Source organism: Bradyrhizobium sp. JR3.5 (genome assembly GCF_054057015.1).
In genome coordinates, this window is sequence record NZ_JBSRYV010000002.1 from 5,644,320 (window position 1) to 5,659,081 (window position 14,762).

Genomic DNA, 14,762 nt, shown 5'->3' on the forward strand with positions numbered 1-14,762 from the left:
TCTAGCCTCACGCCGCCTTCACCGCAGCCCCATGCGCGTGCTTGTCGATGGCGTCGATGATCTGCGGCCACATCGGGATCGGCAGCGCATGGCCCATGCCCTCGATCATCAGGAGCTTTGCGCCGGGGATCGAGACCGCGGTGTCCTTGCCGCCTTCGGGATGCACCAGCGGATCGACGGTGCCGTGGATCACCAGCGTCGGCGCCTTGACGCTGCGCAGGCGCTCCTTGCGGCTGCCCGAGGCGAGGATGGCGCGGAGCTGGCGGCCGACGCCCTCCGGATTGAGGCCGCGCTCAAAGGTGCGCAGCGCGCGTTCCGGATCAAGTGCCTCATCTTCCGGGAACGAGCCGTTGCGCAGCACCTTCCAGGTCTGGCCGAAGCGCACGAAGTACTCCTCCTTGCTCTTCGGCGGCGGCGCCATCAGCACCGCGGTCGCCTCGCGGGTCGGCCCCGGCACCTTTGGATTGCCGGTGGTCGACATGATCGAGGTCAGCGAGCGCACGCGCTCGGGGAAGGTGATCGCACCTTCCTGCGCGATCATGCCGCCCATCGAGGCGCCGACAAGGTGCGCGGTGCGGATGCCGAGCGCATCCATCAATCCGATCGTGTCCCGCGCCATGTCGGCCAGCCGGTAAGGCGCTGCGACCGGAATCTTCAGGAAGCGCAGCTTCAGCAGTTCAAGTGCGGTCAGCCGCTTGCCGCCGCTCATGCAGGAGGACTTGCCGATATCCCGGTTGTCGAACCGGATCACGCGAAAACCGCGCGCAGCAAGCTGGCGACAGAATTCGTCGTCCCAATGGATCATCTGGGCGCCGAGGCCCATGATCAAAAGCAGCGGCTCCGCATTCGCATCGCCAAAAATCTCGTAGCAGATCTCTATGCCATTGGCGCGGGTTAGTTGCGGCAACTGATGGGCGAGCGTGGTCACGTGCGTCCTCTCCTGGATTCGCGGTCAGGAACCTGCATGCTGCCACGGTTTGACGCAGCGCAGAAGAGCTTCGACGTCGCCGGGCGCGCCGCACTGTTGACCGATCAGCGGCAACAGTGTCGTATGGCACAAACAAACGGAAGCGCGACAAGCGCTCGGAATTGACGTGGAGGAGGGCCTCATGGCCGACAAGGGCAACGACCCTGCCGTGATCTGGCAGGCGATGATTGGCGAGATGGAGAAGGGGTTCAACTCCTTCGGCAACCAGTTGATGAGCTCGCCTGAATTCTCCAAGGTAATGAATCAGGCCGGCAGCGCCGCGGCGGGCGCGCAGAAGCAGCTCGGCGAGATGATGGAGAAATATCTGCTGGCGATGAACCTGCCGAGCCGCGCCCAGCTCGTCGGCATGGCCGAGCGCCTGCAGTCGATGGAGACCCAGCTCAACGAGATCAAGACGCTGCTGCAGCAGGTGCACCACAATTCGCTGGCGCCGGACGACGGCTACGGCGCGACGCCACGGCCGCCGCGCACCAAGCGCCCGCCATCCGAGGGAGACAGCAAATGAATGCTCCCACCGGGTTTGATTTCGCCTCGATCTCCGAACGGGTACAGTCCGAGGTGCAGCGTGCGATCCAGCGCAGCATCAAGGGCGTCGAGTATTTCTCCAGCTCCGGCCCCGAGCTCGGCTCGACGCCGAAGGACGTGCTGTATTCGCGCGGCACCATGAACCTCTATCATTACCGGCCGCAGGCCAGTGAGGTCTATCGCGTGCCGGTCCTGATCGTGATGGCGACCACCAACCGCGGCTACATCCTCGACCTGGTGCCGGGGCAGAGCTTCATCGAGTTCCTGCTGAAGCGCGGCTTCGACGTCTACATGCTGGACTGGACCGCGCCGAAGCCCGAGGAGAAATCGCTGCGCATGGAGGACTACGTCCTCGACTTCATTCCGGAATCGATCCGCCGAGTGCAGCAGGACTCCGGTGAAAAGGAAGTCTCCGTGATCGGCTATTGCTTCGGCGGCGTATTGTCGCTGCTCTATGGCTCGATCTTCAACGACGGGCCGATGAAGAATTTGATCTGCTTCACCACGCCGATCGATTTCCGCGAGATGAAGCTGTTCTCGAATTTCGCCGACCGCCGCTACTTCGACGTCGACCGCCTGATCGACAGCACCGGCAACATGCCGCCCGAACTGATCCTGCAATCGTTCGACATGCTGCGGCCGGCCGCGCGCGTCGTCGGCCAGATCCAGCTCTGGGACAACATCTGGAACGACGAGTTCGTCAAGTCGTACCGGATGTTCGACCGCTGGGCGACCGACACGCTGCCGCTCGCCGGCGAATATTTCCGCGCCATCACCAAGGACCTGATGTGGGACAACAAGCTCTTCAACGACACCATGACGGTCGGCGGCCGCGCGGCCAAACTCGCCGACATCAAGGTGCCGATCCTGCATGCGGTCGCGGAGCACGACCCACATCGTGCCGTATGACGCGGCAAAGCACCTGATCACCAAGATCGGCTCCGAGGACAAGGAGGAGGTGATGCTGAAAGGCGGTCACGTCTCGCTGGTCGCCGGCGCCAATGCAATCAAGCGGCTGTGGCCGAAACTGGACTCCTGGTTGAGCAGGAGATCGACCTAAGAAGGGTCGACTTAAGAGAGATCGACATGACCGAACAACGTTCCTATCCGCGCCACGTCAAGACCGAGGCCGGCGACATCGAGTTCCGGCTGATGAAGCGGGCCGACGAGGCCGCGGTGCTGGCCTTCGCGCAGAAACTGCCGACGCATGACCTGCTGTTCCTGCCGCGCAACATCAGCCAGCCGAAGGTGCTGTCGGCCTGGATCAACGAGATCGAGCGCGGCGACATCACGAGCCTGCTTGCGATCAAGGACGGCAAGGTGGTGGGCTGCGGCACCCTGGTGCGCGATCCGCACTCCTGGTCGCCGCACGTCGGCGAGATCCGGATGGTGGTGTCGCTCGACGTGCGCGGGCAGGGCGTCGGCCGGGCCCTGTCGCAGGAGACCTTCGCCATCGCGCTCGGCGCCGGGCTGGAGAAGTTCTCGGTGCAGATGACGGTCGACCAGCGGGCGGCGATCGCGCTGTTCGAAAGCCTCGGCTTCAAGGCGGAGGCCCTGCTGCGCGACCATGTCCGCGACGTCGAGGGCAAGACCCACGACATCGTCGTGCTCGGGCACAACGTGGCTCAAGTCCGGGCGCAGATGGAAGCATACGGGGTGTCCGAGGCAGTTGGCGGTAATTAGGAACCGTAAATCGCTGGTTCCTTAGGCAATCTGCCGGATCTTCATGCTGTTCACAGGTTCGTGATATCGCGCTGCAACATTGATGTTGCGGTGCATCATGAATTGTGACACAACAGCCTTGCCCCGGGCCAATCCGGACGGGGTGAGCCCATAGCTCAAACCTGAGGATGGAGAGACCCCAATGACCACCGAAACCAATTCCGTGCTGAACAGCGTCAAGGAAGCCTTCGCGCCCGTCACCGAGGCGTTCACCAAGCTCCAGAACATGGAAGTTCCGGAAGCCGCCCGTGAGTTCGTGAAGAAGCAGGCCGAGGCCGCCAAGACCCGCGCCGCCGACGCGTATGCCGGCTCCGAGAAGGTGACCAACGTGATCGAGACCGCGGTTGCCGGTTCGGTGACCGAAGCCGCCAAGATCAGCCGCAACATCCAGCAGGCGCTCTACCAGGACGCCGAGGCGTTCTTCGCCGGTATCGACAAGCTCGCTTCCGCCAAGTCGCTGAGCGAAGCCGCCCAGATCCAGTCGGACATGGTCCGTGCGCGTGGCGAACTGTTCGTCTCGCGGGCGAAGGCCACCACCGAGTATCTCGGCAAGCTCGTCACCGACGGTGCGAAGACCGCGCAGGACAACTTCGCCAAGGTCTACAGCAAGACCGCCTGATCGCGCTTGCATTGACCACTGCCCTTTTCGAAGGCCCGCCATTTTGCGGGCCTTCTTTTTTGCGGTGCTTCTCATACCTCATTGGTGTCGCGCCTGCCGTCATTGCGAGGAGCGACAGCGACGAAGCAATCCACCTCTCCGCGAGCGGCGAAATGGATTGCTTCGCTTCGCTCGCAATGACGGCTAGTGTGCGGCCAGTGCGAGAGCTTGCTCTATCCCCATGACCCTTCCTGCCGCCCTCATCGCAACGCCCGTCGATGCCGAACGCGCGGCCGAGCTGCGGCGTGTGAAGTGGCTGGCGACCGGCGTGCTGGCGGCCACCCTCATCATCTTCATCGCCTCGAAGGCGCTGCTTGCGGTGCATCCCGCCTTCGGCTTCATCGCGGCATTCGCCGAGGCCGCGACCATCGGCGGCCTCGCCGACTGGTATGCCGTCGTCGCGCTGTTCAAGCGGCCGCTGGGGCTGCCGATCCCGCACACCGCGATCATCCAGAGCAATCAGGAGCGCATCGCCGAGAAGCTCGGCGAATTCATCGAGAACAATTTTCTGGAAGCCGGGCCGGTCGAGGCCAAGCTGCGCGAGATCGATTTCGCCAGCTTCATCGCCGATTGGCTGCGCGACCGCAAGCGTTCCGAGGATCTCGCCCGCTTCGTGCTGCGGATGCTGCCCGAAGCGTTTGCGGCGACCGAGAGCTCGGGCTTGATGCAATTCATCAGCCGCCGCGTCACGACGCAGGTGCTCTCGATCGATCTTGCGCCGCTTGCGGCCGGCGCGCTGCGCGGCTTCGTGCAGGAGGGCAAGCATGGCGGCCTGCTCGACGACATCCTGCGCGTGTTGCACCAGACGCTGACGCAGCAGGAGACCATGGCCGTGATCCGCGACAAGGTCCGCGCCGAGATGCCTACGCTCTTAAGGCTCTATCGCGCCGACAAATTCGTGGTGAACCGGATCATCGCCTCGGCCACGAAATTCTTCGAGGAAGTGCGCAACGATCCGCAACATCCGTTCCGCGGCGAGTTCGACCGCATGCTGTTGTCGTTCGTCGACAGGCTCGGCAGCGACAAGGCGTTTGCCGATCGCATCGACGGTCTCAAGCGCGCTCTGATGGCGCGGCCGGAGCTGGCCAATCTCGGGCGCACGATCTGGGCCAACGTCAAGGATTTCATCGACCGCAGCGCCTCGGGCGAGTCGCAGGTGCTGCAGCATCAGCTGGCACGGATGTTCGTCGAGGCCGGCGACGCGCTCGATGGCGACGTCGAGCTGCGCGCTGAAATCAACCAGGGCCTGGTCGCGATCCTGCGCACGGTCGTTGCCGAACAGAAGAGCGGTGTCTCGACCTTCATCGCCGACCAGATGAAGAGCTGGGACATGGAGCAATTGATATCCCTGATCGAGGTCAATGTCGGCAAGGACCTGCAATACATCCGCTTCAACGGCTCGCTGATCGGCGGACTTGCCGGGCTTGCACTTTACACGCTGGAATATGTGCTGCGGCTGCTGTGACCGATTGGGCACGGGCGCCACATTACTTGTGGCAAGTGTGACCTGGGCCGCTTGCACGAAAGTGATCGGTTCCCTAGCTTTTCAAGGTTGATTGTTGCGTTGCGGAACGATTCCGCCGGGTTTGCGTCAATCCTGTTGACCCATCCCTGTGATTCCATTGCCGGCTGCCGAGACGTCAGGGGCCGTGCCGAAGAGGAGTTGAAATGTCCGTTGCTGCGCAGATGCTACGTCCGCCGTCCAGGACACTGATGTTTCTGGAAGGCCGCGCCATTCACGAGCTCGGTGCCTTTCTTGGTGCATTGCCGCTGCTGAGCCTCGCGCCGCGCGGCGATGGGCATCCGGTGCTGGTGCTGCCCGGGCTGATCGCCTCCGACATGTCGACGCGCCCGCTGCGCGACTTCCTCAAGAGCAAGGGCTATGCCGTCAGCGGCTGGCGCCAGGGCCGCAACCTCGGGCTTCGCTCCGGCGTGCAGGACGGGATGGTCGATCTGCTGCAGGAGATGAACGAGACCAGCGGCCGCACGGTCTCGGTGATCGGCTGGAGCCTCGGCGGTCTCTATGCGCGCCAGCTCGCCAAGATGATGCCTGAGCGCGTGCGCCAGGTGATCACCCTCGGCAGCCCGTTTGCCGCGGGCCCGAAGTCGACCAACGCCTGGCGCGTCTACGAGATGGCCAGCGGGCGCCGTGCCGACGAAGAGGACCAGCGTTTCGGCGGCTCGCTCGCCAGCGCGCCGCCGGTGCCGACCACCGCGATCTTCAGCCGCACCGACGGCGTCTGCGCCTGGCAGGGTTGCCGCGAGCGGGCCTCGTCGATGACCGACAGCATCGAGGTCGAGAGCAGCCATTGCGGCATGGGCCATCATCCGGCCGTCGTCTATGCGGTCGCCGATCGCCTCGCGCAGAAGGACGGCGAGTGGGCGCCGTTCGATCGCAGCGGCTGGCGCAGCTTCGTCTATCCGGATCCCAATCGATAGGCGTTGCGAAGCTCTCTGTTCACCTCGCCCCGCTTGCGGGGAGAGGTCGGATCGCATCGCAGATGCGAACCGGGTGAGGGGGAGTCTCCACGCACTCACGTCTATCCATTTTGCGGAGGCAGCCCCTCACCCCAACCCTCTCCCCGCAACAGCGGGGCGAGGGGGCTCAAGCGGCCGCATTGTCGTGAATCGACAAAACGCGCTATGCGTTGGGCATGCCACAGCCGCTTGCCCGCATCGTCGATCAGCTGAAGCGCGAGCCGTCGCGCACCGGCTCGATCATCATCACCGTGTTCGGCGATTCCATCGTGCCGCGCGGCGGCTCGGTGTGGCTCGGCACGCTGCTCGAATTCTTCAAGTCGCTCGACATCGACGGCAATGTGGTGCGCACCGCGATGTCGCGGCTCGCCGCCGACGGCTGGCTCGAGCGCAACAAGGTCGGCCGCAACAGTTTTTATCGCTTGAATGCGAAGGGCCGGCAGACCTTCGACACCGCAACCAGGCACATCTACGATCCGCCGCCGTCGGACTGGACCGGCCGCTTCGAGCTGCTGTTGATCGGCAATGCCGAGGATCGCGATGCCGCGCGCGAGGCGTTGAAGAATGCCGGCTTCGGCAGCCCGCTGCCGGGCGTGTGGGTCGCGCCGTCGGGCGTGCCGATCCCCGGCGAGGCATCGCGCGCGATCCGTCTGGAAGTCTCCGCGGAGGATGACAGCGGGCGCAGGCTGCTCAGCGAGAGCTGGCCGCTCGATCGCACCGCGGACGCCTATCTGAAGTTCATGAAGACGTTCGAGCCGCTGCACGGCTGGATCATCAGAGGCGAGAAGCTGACCGATGCCGACGCCTTCACCGCGCGCATCCTGCTGATCCATCACTACCGCCGGGTCGTGCTGCGCGATCCGCTGCTGCCGTATCAGCTGCTGCCGAAGGACTGGCCGGGCAGGGCGGCCCGGAAACTCTGCGGCGAGATCTATCGCGGGCTGCTTCCGCCGTCGGAACAATGGCTTGACGACCATGCAACCAACGAGGACGGGCCGCTGCCGAAGCCCAACGGGGCCGTGGAGCGTCGTTTCGAGGGCGTCTGAACATATTACAGAAATATATTGCATTTAGAAATTTGTGTTATATATTCCTGCCCAACAACACACCGGGAGGTCGGCCATGTATACGCAGGCGCTCAATTCATCCGACGGCGACGATCGCGGCGTCGAGGATGTCGCCCGTGCCAGTCAGTTCCAGGCCCGCATCGATGCCGACGAGCGGATCGAGCCGAACGACTGGATGCCCGCGGCCTATCGCAAGACGCTGACCCGGCAGATTTCCCAGCACGCCCATTCCGAAATCGTCGGCATGCTGCCGGAAGGCAACTGGATCACCCGTGCGCCGTCGCTGCGCCGCAAGGCCGCGCTGCTCGCCAAGGTGCAGGACGAATGTGGCCACGGGCTCTATCTCTACGCCGCCGCCGAGACGCTCGGCACCTCGCGCGAGGAGCTCGTCGACGCGATGCTCTCGGGCAAGGCGAAATACTCATCGATCTTCAATTATCCGACCCTGACCTGGGCCGACATCGGCACCGTCGGCTGGCTGGTCGACGGCGCCGCGATCATGAACCAGATCCCGTTGTGCCGGTGCTCCTACGGTCCCTATGCGCGCGCGATGATCCGCGTCTGCAAGGAAGAGTCATTCCACCAGCGCCAGGGTTTTGAGATCATGGTGACGCTGTGCCGCGGCACCGCGGAGCAGAAGGCGATGGCGCAGAACGCGCTCGATCGCTGGTGGTGGCCGGTGCTGATGATGTTCGGCCCGCCGGACCAGGTCAGCCAGCACAGCGACACCTCGACGAAGTGGAAGATCAAGCGCTTCTCCAACGACGAGCTGCGCCAGAAATTCATCGACGCCACCGTGCCGCAGGCCGAGTTCCTCGGGCTGACGATTCCCGATCCCGACATGAAGCAGAACGAGAACGGCAATTGGGTGCACAGCCCGATCGACTGGGACGAGTTCAAGCAGGTGCTCGCCGGCAACGGCCCCTGCAACCGCGATCGCCTCGCCGCGCGCCGCAAGGCGCATGACGAAGGCGCCTGGGTCCGCGAGGCAGCGATGGCCTATGCCGAGAAGCGCAAGAGCCGCCAGCTCGCGCAAGCCGCAGAATAAGGGAGCGCTAGAGATGGCCACGCCGAACGTTCCGCTCTGGGAAGTCTTCATCCGCAGCCGCAACGGCCTAGCGCACAAGCATGTCGGCTCGCTGCATGCGGCGGACTCGACGCTGGCGCTGCAGGCTGCGCGCGATATCTACACCCGCCGCGGCGAGGGGCTGTCGATCTGGGTGGTGCCCTCGAACGCGATCACCGCGTCCGACCCGTCCGAGAAGGGCATGATGTTCGAGCCGGCGGAATCCAAGATCTACCGCCACCCGACCTTCTACGACGTGCCCGACGAAGTCGGACATATGTGACTTTCGCCCGTCATGGTGAGGAGGCGCGCAGCGTCGTCTCGAACCATGACGCCCCGATGGTAACCGCGGCCATCCTTCGAGACGCCTGCTGCGCAGGCTCCCCAGGATGACGTCGAGCAGTGGATGCAGGTGGAATAGGGAACATGGCAACCGCCAATATCGCAGTCTCCGAAACGCCGCTGGTGCTCTATGCGCTGCGCCGCGCCGACGATGCGCTGATCCTCGGTCATCGGCTATCCGAATGGTGCGGCCATGCGCCCGCGCTGGAAGAGGACATGGCGCTCGCCAATATGGGTCTCGACCTGCTCGGCCAGGCCCGCGAGCTCTACACGTATGCGGCCAAGGTCGAAGGCAAGGACAACGACGAGGACAAGTTCGCCTATCTGCGCGACGTCAGGCAGTACCGCAATCTGCTGCTGGTCGAACAGCCGAACGGCGACTTTGCCCGCACCATGGTGCGGCAGTTCTTCTACGCGGCATTCGCCGATCCCTATTGGCGCGCGATGATGGCCTCGTCCGATCCGACGCTCGCCGCTATCGCGGCGAAGTCGGAGAAGGAGAGCGCCTATCATTTGCGGCATTCGTCGGAATGGATCGTCCGTCTCGGCGACGGCACCGAGGAGAGCCACCGCCGCGTGCAGGATGCGATCGACGATCTCTGGGCCTATACCGGCGAGATGTTCGCGGTCGACGACAGCGAGCGCGGCCTGATCGAGGCCGGCATCGCGATCGATGCTGCGGCGCTCAAGCCGCGCTGGCTGAAGACGGTCACCGGCATCGTCAACGAGGCGACGCTGTCGCTGCCATCAGGCAACTGGATGCAGCAGGGCGGCCGCACCGGCAGCCACAGCGAGCATCTCGGCCATCTCCTCAGCGAGCTGCAATCGATGCAGCGGACCTTTCCGGAGGCAACATGGTGACGGTGGCGCTCAGCGATGCAGATCTGCGCCGGCGCGCCTGGAGCGCGGCTGCGCAGGTGGTCGATCCCGAAATCCCGGTGCTGACCATCGCCGATCTCGGCGTGCTGCGCGATGTCGCGGTCCACGACGGCCATGTCGAGGTCGCGATCACGCCGACCTATTCCGGCTGTCCCGCGATGAACATGATCGCGCTCGAGATCGAGCTTGCGCTGGAACGCGAGGGCATTCACCAGCCGAAGGTCCGCACCGTGCTGTCGCCGGCGTGGACCACCGACTGGATGAGCGAGGACGGCCGACGCAAGCTCAGGGAATACGGCATCGCGCCGCCGCTGCCAGGCTCCTCGCGCCGCGCGCTGTTCGGCGAGCAGGCGGTCGCGTGCCCGCAATGCGGGTCAGGCGATACCGAACTGCTGTCCGAGTTCGGCTCGACCTCCTGCAAGGCGCTGTGGCGTTGCAAGAGCTGCCGTGAACCCTTCGACTACTTCAAGTGTCATTGACCATGTCGACCCCGCGATTCCACCGTCTGTCCGTCAGCGATCTGCGCCGCGAGGCGTCGGATGCCATCTCGATGACCTTTGCGATCCCCGACGATCTGCAAGGCGACTACCGCTTCACGCCGGGCCAGTATCTGACGCTGCGTACCACGATGGACGGCGAGGAAGTCCGCCGTTCCTACTCGATCTGCTCCGGCCCCGACGACGGCGAATTGCGCATCGCGGTGAAGAAGGTCGATGGCGGCGCCTTCTCGAACTGGGCCGCCGACGAGCTGAAGGCCGGCGACGAGCTCGACGTGATGACGCCGACCGGCCGTTTCGGCGTCGCGCATGCGCCCGGCGAGGCGCGGACCTATGTCGGCTTCGCCGCCGGCAGCGGCATCACGCCGATCCTCTCGATCATCAAGGGCGTGCTGGCGCGCGAGCCGGACAGCCGCTTCTTCCTGTTCTACGGCAACCGCTCGACCGAGGGCATGTTGTTCCGCGAGGCGCTGGAGGAGCTGAAGGACCGCTTCATGCAGCGGCTCTCGGTGTTCCACGTCATCTCGGGTGAAGAGCAGGACATTCCGATCCTGCACGGCCGGCTCGACGGCGAGAAGGTGCGGGTGCTGCTGCGCTCGCTGGTGCCGGCCTCGACCGTCGATCATGTCTTCGTCTGCGGCCCGGCCGCAATGAGCGAGACCATCGAGGCGACCTGCCGCGAAATCGGCATCGCCGCAGAGCGCATCCATGTCGAGCGCTTCGTGTCGGAATTCGGCGGCAAGCCGCGCGCGAAGGTGGTCGTGCCGGCCGGCGCGCCGCCGAAGGCGATCGCCGGACTGATCATCGACGGCAAGCGCCGCGAGGTCCCGGTGGCCGAGGGCGAATCGATCCTCGATGCCGCGCTGCGCGCCGGCATGGATTTGCCGTTCGCCTGCAAGGGCGGCATGTGCTCGACCTGCCGCGCCAAGCTCGTCGAAGGCGTGGCACCGATGGATCTGAACTATTCGCTGGAGCCGTGGGAGCTGAAGGCGGGGTTCATCCTCACCTGCCAGGCCAAGCCGTGCTCCGGCAAGGTCGTGGTCGACTACGACCACGTCTAATTCTTTCTGCGCGTTGACACCCCCGGTGTCGCGCCCAACACTAATTTGACGCCAAGAAGCCCGTTGCAACGGGCCCGCAGACAGGGAGTTCAATGTGAACGTGAAGGCCACGCTATCGCCCGAGGACATGACGCAGGAAGATTTGGCCCGCGCCTGCGCGGATGCGATGTGGAAGGAAGACGACGCCAGCAAGGGCCTCGGCATGGAGCTGGTCGAGATCAAGCCGGGGCAGGCGGTGATGGCGATGACGGTGCAGCCGCACATGGTCAACGGCCAGCGCATCTGCCATGGCGGCTACATCTTCACGCTCGCTGACTCAGCCTTCGCTTTTGCCTGCAACAGCCGCAACGATCGCGCGGTGGCGGCGCAGGGCAACGTCACCTTCATCCGGCCCGGCAAGCTCGGCGACCGTCTGGTGGCGACCGCGCGCGAGATCTCGCGCAGCGGCCGCTCGGGAATTTACGACGTGCGCGTCACCGCCGGCGACAGCGTGATCGCCGAGTTTCGTGGGCATTCGCGCGTGATACAAGGCAGCTGGCTGCCGGACACGGACATCAAGGCATAAGGCTTCAGGGGAAACGTCGATGGCAACGGCAAAGCTCAAGGTCAAGGACGGCGGTTATCACGCCGAGCTCGATGCGGCCGAACGCGCCTCGCGCGACGAGATCATGGCGCTGCAGACCAGGCGGCTGGCCTGGTCGCTCAAGCACGCCTATGACAATGTCGCGCACTACAGGAAGGCGTTCGACGCGGCGGGCGTGCACCCGTCCGATTTCAAGCAGCTTTCCGATCTCGCAAGATTTCCCTTCACGGTGAAGACGGATCTGCGCGACAATTATCCCTTCAACATGTTCGCGGTGCCGCGCGAACAACTGGTGCGCGTCCATGCTTCCTCCGGCACGACCGGCAAGCCGATCGTGGTCGGCTACACCAGGGCCGACATCGATACTTGGGCGGACGTGATGGCGCGCTCGATCCGCGCCGCCGGCGGCCGCACCGGCATGTTGATGCACAATGCCTATGGCTATGGCCTGTTCACCGGCGGTCTCGGCGCGCATTACGGCGCCGAGCGGCTCGGCTGCACCGTGATCCCGATCTCCGGCGGCATGACCGAGCGGCAGGTACAGCTCATCAATGATTTCCGGCCCGACATCATCACGGTGACGCCGAGCTACATGCTGGCGATCCTCGACGAGTTCAAGCGGCAGGGGCTCGACCCGCGCAAGTCGTCGCTGAAGTTCGGCATCTTCGGCGCCGAGCCCTGGACCAATGCGATGCGCGTCGAGATCGAGCAGGCCTTCGACATGGATGCGACAGATATCTACGGCCTGTCGGAGGTGATCGGCCCCGGTGTCGCGCAGGAATGCGTGGAGACCAAGGACGGCCTGCACATCTGGGAGGATCACTTCTATCCTGAAGTGATCGATCCCCTGACCGGCAATGTGCTGCCCGACGGCGAGAAGGGCGAACTGGTGTTCACCTCGCTGACCAAGGAAGCCTTCCCGATCATCCGCTACCGGACCCGCGACCTGACGCGGCTGTTGCCCGGCACGGCGCGGCCCGGCATGCGGCGGATGGAGAAGGTGACCGGCCGCTCCGACGACATGATCATCCTGCGCGGCGTCAACGTGTTCCCGACCCAGATCGAGGAAGCGCTGCTGGCGACCGACTGGTGCGGCGGCCATTTCGTCATCGAGCTGACCCGCGAGGGCCGCATGGACGAGATGACGGTGCTCGCCGAAGCCCGGCCCGAGAGCTGGGACGGCGAGGGGCTGACCGCGCATGCCCAGAAGGTTTCCGCTTTCATCAAGAACACGATCGGCATCTCCACCCGGGTCCGCGTCGTCGCGCCCGAGACGCTGGAGCGTTCGCTCGGCAAGGCGAAACGTGTTTACGACAAGCGGCCGAAAGAATAGCCTCTCGCCCGCAATCCAAGAGGGCGCGGGAATCCATGGCAGATACCAAAGAAGCGACCGCTGCGGAGATCGTGGCTGAAATCCGCGACGGCAAGGTGACGGCGGTCAGCGTCGTCGAGGCGGCGCTCGATCGTGCTGAGCGGCTCAAGCACCTCAACGCCTTCATCGTGCTGAACCGCGACGGCGCGCTGGCGGCGGCGCGCCAGGTCGATGCCGGCACGCGCACCGGTGTGCTCGCTGGGCTTCCGATCGTCGTGAAGGACAACATCAACACGTCAGACCTGCCGACATCGGGCGGCACTCCGGCGCTGCAACACGCGCGGCCTGCGCGCAATGCGCCGTCGCTGCAGAAGCTGCTCGATGCCGGTGCTGTGGTCATCGGCAAGACCAATCTGCACGAACTCGCCTTCGGCATCACCAGCACCAATCTTGCGCCGTTCGCGGGACCGGTGCGGAATCCCTACGACACCAACAGGATCCCGGGCGGCTCATCGGGCGGAACCTCGGCGGCGATCGCCGCGCGTATCGCCACCTGCGGCCTCGGATCGGACACCGGCGGCTCGACCCGCGTGCCCGCGGCGCTGACCGGGACCGTGGGCCTGCGGCCTTCGGTCGGCGATGGCGGCACCGAGCGGCGCTATCACGACGACAACCAGGTGGTTCCGATCAGCCATACCCGCGACACGGTCGGCCCGATGGGACGCACGGTCGCCGACGTCGCGCTGCTCGATGCCGTGATCACAGGCACGCCGCTGGCGTCAGCCATTCCGCTACACGGCGTGCGTCTCGGTATTCCCGCCTGTTTCTGGAGCGGCCTCGATCGCGATGTCGAGACCGTTGCCCGCGCAGCCTGTGCGCGGCTCACGGCGGCCGGCGCGGTGCTGGTCGATGTCGATATGCCTGATCTGTTCGAGCAGAACGGCAAGGTGTCCTTCGTGGTCGCGCTGCATGAACCGATCGCCGATATCCCGGCCTGGCTCAAGGCCTCCGGAATTGAAGGGATCACGTTGTCCGATATCGCGGCCGGCGTCGCCAGTCCCGACGTCGTCGGCGCGTTCGGCGCCATCACGGCGGACGCGTTCGGTGCCGCCTATGACGATGCGATCAAGGTGCAGCGGCCGGCGCTACAGGCGATCTATGCGGCGTATCTCAGGGACAACAAACTGGACGCCATCCTGTTTCCGACCACGATCGCGCCTGCGCCCGTCATCGACGAGAAGACCGGATCTGGCGAGATGTCGATCAATGGCGGCGAGCCGGCGCCGACCTTCGGCACCATGATCCGCAACACCGATCCCGGCAGCAATGCCGGCCTTCCCGGGCTGTCGCTCTATGCCGGCATGACGCCCGATGGCCTGCCGGTCGGGCTCGAGCTCGACGGTCCGGTCGGCAGCGATGCCAGATTGCTCGGGCTTGGCTTGTCGATCGAAGCGATCCTGGGCACGGCCCCACCACCGCAGCTCTGACCAGAGCGTTTTCGAGCGAAGTGGCTACCGGTTCGCGTGAAGAAAACGCGTCGAAACAAGAATCCAGAGCCCCGTTCCGATTCGATCGGAACGGGGC

The 14,762-nt window shown here is 64.9% G+C and carries 15 protein-coding genes and 1 pseudogene; 15 read left to right on the forward strand and 1 reads right to left on the reverse strand.

Features of this window, described 5'->3' with window-relative positions; genetic code table 11:
• Nucleotides 1–7: 7 nt before the first annotated feature.
• On the reverse strand, nt 8–928 hold the full coding sequence (locus ACVWW1_RS43845) for an alpha/beta fold hydrolase (RefSeq protein WP_456660172.1): 921 nt from the start codon (nt 926–928) through the stop codon (nt 8–10).
• Between the two features lie 181 nt (nt 929–1,109).
• Between ACVWW1_RS43845 and ACVWW1_RS43850 the strand changes: the two genes are divergently transcribed.
• From ACVWW1_RS43850 to iaaH, 15 genes and pseudogenes are all read left to right on the forward strand, one after another.
• The gene (locus tag ACVWW1_RS43850; protein ID WP_207836260.1) at nt 1,110–1,493 is read left to right on the forward strand and encodes a hypothetical protein; all 384 of its coding nucleotides are present in this window, start codon (nt 1,110–1,112) and stop codon (nt 1,491–1,493) included.
• Nucleotides 1,490–2,573: pseudogene (locus ACVWW1_RS43855) on the forward strand (PHA/PHB synthase family protein). The gene ACVWW1_RS43850 and the pseudogene ACVWW1_RS43855 overlap by 4 nt, the downstream one beginning before the upstream one ends.
• Before the next feature lie 26 nt (nt 2,574–2,599).
• Nucleotides 2,600–3,196, forward strand: coding sequence for a GNAT family N-acetyltransferase (locus tag ACVWW1_RS43860; protein ID WP_176532683.1), 597 nt, complete (start codon nt 2,600–2,602; stop codon nt 3,194–3,196).
• 181 nt (nt 3,197–3,377) lie between these two features.
• Complete coding sequence (locus ACVWW1_RS43865) at nt 3,378–3,854, forward strand: phasin (RefSeq protein WP_176532682.1); 477 nt, start codon at nt 3,378–3,380, stop codon at nt 3,852–3,854.
• A gap of 220 nt (nt 3,855–4,074) precedes the next feature.
• Nucleotides 4,075–5,358 (forward strand): DUF445 domain-containing protein, encoded by a 1,284-nt coding sequence (locus ACVWW1_RS43870; protein WP_456660173.1) that lies wholly within the window; start codon nt 4,075–4,077, stop codon nt 5,356–5,358.
• 203 nt (nt 5,359–5,561) lie between these two features.
• Complete coding sequence (locus ACVWW1_RS43875; protein WP_456660174.1) at nt 5,562–6,332, forward strand: esterase/lipase family protein; 771 nt, start codon at nt 5,562–5,564, stop codon at nt 6,330–6,332.
• A 215-nt stretch (nt 6,333–6,547) separates the two neighbouring features.
• A complete protein-coding gene (paaX, locus tag ACVWW1_RS43880) occupies nt 6,548–7,417 on the forward strand; it encodes a phenylacetic acid degradation operon negative regulatory protein PaaX (RefSeq protein ID WP_456660175.1) in 870 nt (289 codons plus the stop codon).
• 76 nt (nt 7,418–7,493) lie between these two features.
• On the forward strand, nt 7,494–8,486 hold the full coding sequence (paaA, locus tag ACVWW1_RS43885) for a 1,2-phenylacetyl-CoA epoxidase subunit PaaA (RefSeq protein ID WP_456660176.1): 993 nt from the start codon (nt 7,494–7,496) through the stop codon (nt 8,484–8,486).
• A 13-nt stretch (nt 8,487–8,499) separates the two neighbouring features.
• Nucleotides 8,500–8,787, forward strand: a complete 288-nt coding sequence (gene paaB / locus ACVWW1_RS43890; RefSeq protein ID WP_024579339.1) for a 1,2-phenylacetyl-CoA epoxidase subunit PaaB — start codon at nt 8,500–8,502, stop codon at nt 8,785–8,787.
• A 143-nt stretch (nt 8,788–8,930) separates the two neighbouring features.
• Nucleotides 8,931–9,707 carry a 1,2-phenylacetyl-CoA epoxidase subunit PaaC gene (paaC, locus tag ACVWW1_RS43895; RefSeq protein ID WP_456660177.1) on the forward strand — a complete coding sequence of 259 codons (777 nt, stop codon included), beginning with the start codon at nt 8,931–8,933 and terminating at the stop codon, nt 9,705–9,707.
• Nucleotides 9,701–10,204: a 1,2-phenylacetyl-CoA epoxidase subunit PaaD gene (gene paaD / locus ACVWW1_RS43900; RefSeq protein ID WP_342710428.1), complete on the forward strand. Its 504-nt coding sequence runs from the start codon at nt 9,701–9,703 to the stop codon at nt 10,202–10,204. Before paaC ends, paaD begins: the two co-directional genes overlap by 7 nt.
• Nucleotides 10,205–10,206: 2 nt before the next feature.
• The gene (gene paaE / locus ACVWW1_RS43905) at nt 10,207–11,283 is read left to right on the forward strand and encodes a 1,2-phenylacetyl-CoA epoxidase subunit PaaE (protein ID WP_456660178.1); all 1,077 of its coding nucleotides are present in this window, start codon (nt 10,207–10,209) and stop codon (nt 11,281–11,283) included.
• Nucleotides 11,284–11,377: 94 nt separating this feature from the next.
• Nucleotides 11,378–11,848, forward strand: coding sequence for a hydroxyphenylacetyl-CoA thioesterase PaaI (gene paaI, locus ACVWW1_RS43910; protein WP_456660179.1), 471 nt, complete (start codon nt 11,378–11,380; stop codon nt 11,846–11,848).
• Between the two features lie 19 nt (nt 11,849–11,867).
• The gene (gene paaK, locus ACVWW1_RS43915; protein ID WP_456660180.1) at nt 11,868–13,199 is read left to right on the forward strand and encodes a phenylacetate--CoA ligase PaaK; all 1,332 of its coding nucleotides are present in this window, start codon (nt 11,868–11,870) and stop codon (nt 13,197–13,199) included.
• Between the two features lie 35 nt (nt 13,200–13,234).
• Nucleotides 13,235–14,665 (forward strand): indoleacetamide hydrolase, encoded by a 1,431-nt coding sequence (gene iaaH / locus ACVWW1_RS43920; protein ID WP_456660181.1) that lies wholly within the window; start codon nt 13,235–13,237, stop codon nt 14,663–14,665.
• Nucleotides 14,666–14,762 lie beyond the last annotated feature (97 nt).